This window comes from Tistrella mobilis, from assembly GCF_039634785.1.
Taxonomy (GTDB): domain Bacteria; phylum Pseudomonadota; class Alphaproteobacteria; order Tistrellales; family Tistrellaceae; genus Tistrella; species Tistrella mobilis.
On record NZ_JBBIAB010000060.1, the window covers coordinates 1 to 1339 of the forward strand.

The 1339-nt window shown below is 59.4% G+C and carries 2 protein-coding genes; both read right to left on the bottom strand.

Annotated elements, in window-relative coordinates:
* The coding region (locus WI697_RS27450) for an IS701 family transposase (RefSeq protein ID WP_345960683.1) at positions 1–691 on the bottom strand (691 nt) is incomplete at its 3' end.
* A gap of 64 nt (positions 692–755) precedes the next feature.
* The gene (locus tag WI697_RS27455; protein WP_345960684.1) at positions 756–974 is read right to left on the bottom strand and encodes a hypothetical protein; all 219 of its coding nucleotides are present in this window, start codon (positions 972–974) and stop codon (positions 756–758) included.
* Positions 975–1339 lie beyond the last annotated feature (365 nt).

Below are 1339 nucleotides of genomic sequence, written 5' to 3' on the forward strand. Positions count from 1 at the left end.
TCGATCGCACCGCCAGGACATAGGGCTGGCCCCGGTCTTCCAGCATGCGGCGCAGCTTGTAATCCGAGCCGTAAAGCGCATCGGCGAGGACCCAGGCGCAGGGGGTGCCCGCATCCAGCGCGGTCGTGATCATGTCCCTTGCCATCGCCGGCTTGGTCGCGAAAGCAACCTCGTCGGGCACGCTTGCCTTCCGGCGACGATCCATGTCTTCGGACCACGATTTGGGCAGATAGAGACGCCGATCAATCAGGGCATGGCCATATCGGCTGGCATAGCTCAGAAATACCCCGATCTGGCTGTTCTCAATCCGGCCAGCCGTTCCTGAATACTGTCGCGCCACACCGACCGACTGCGTGCCCTTCTTCACAAACCCGGTCTCGTCAACGACAAGCACGCCGTCCCTATCGCCGAGAGCGGCCATGACGTAAGAATAGACGCGTTCTCGCAGACTGTCCGCCGACCATTTGCTCCGGCCAAGCAGAGACTGGATCCGATAGGGACGATCCAGACCGGCTTCCTCCGCCAGCATCCATCCTGTCTTGCGTTCGGCTCCCGACAGCAGCCCGTCTATGAACGCACCGCCAGACGCACGCGTCTCTGCGCGACCCAGGGCGGGCCCGAGATGTGCCTTTAAGTCATCAAGCGCTGTTTGCCACTTGATCAGCGTTCCTGACCACTCGGAAACCGTCATTGGCCCTGCCTCCCCATGCTGGAACGCAGAGAATCACGGCTTTCCTAAAAACGCAACTGTAGTACTAGCCCCTGACCATGTATTTCTTCACAATCACCAACAGGAACCCCATGACTCCACCGATTACAGCCCCTGCAGTGATGGAGACGAGCGCCTGCTGCCATTCGGGCCTGCCAAGATCAGCCAGATGGTCAAGGATGATGCTGCCGCCGAAAACGGCGCAGGTGGCCGGAAGCCCGATCATGCAGACGCGCAGTGCCGCCTCGGCTGTGCCGGGTTTCATCCGCTTTGCTCCAGATGGTTATCAGACATTCCCCGCCCTTTAATTGATAATGAGAATCATTATCAATTAAAGGGCGGCTCGTCAACCTACGGGGGCTTTTGCTGCGACTTCAGATCCTGATGGGTGATGTCTCGCCCATCCAAAAGGGAAAATAGCGTGTTGGCTTGGCGCGCAGATAACCGGTCATCTGGCGCCGGTTTTGCCCCGATGCGCACGGATCTCAAATCATGCTGCGGCCAGCCCCGCAGGGGAATCGGGTGAAAGTTTTTTAAGCAGCGATAAGGCTTGCGAGGAAGTCGTCGTCCCAAGCGGCGACCTTGCGTCGGAGGCGTAGGGAGTCCTTTCCCGGTGCTTGTCGCAGCAGG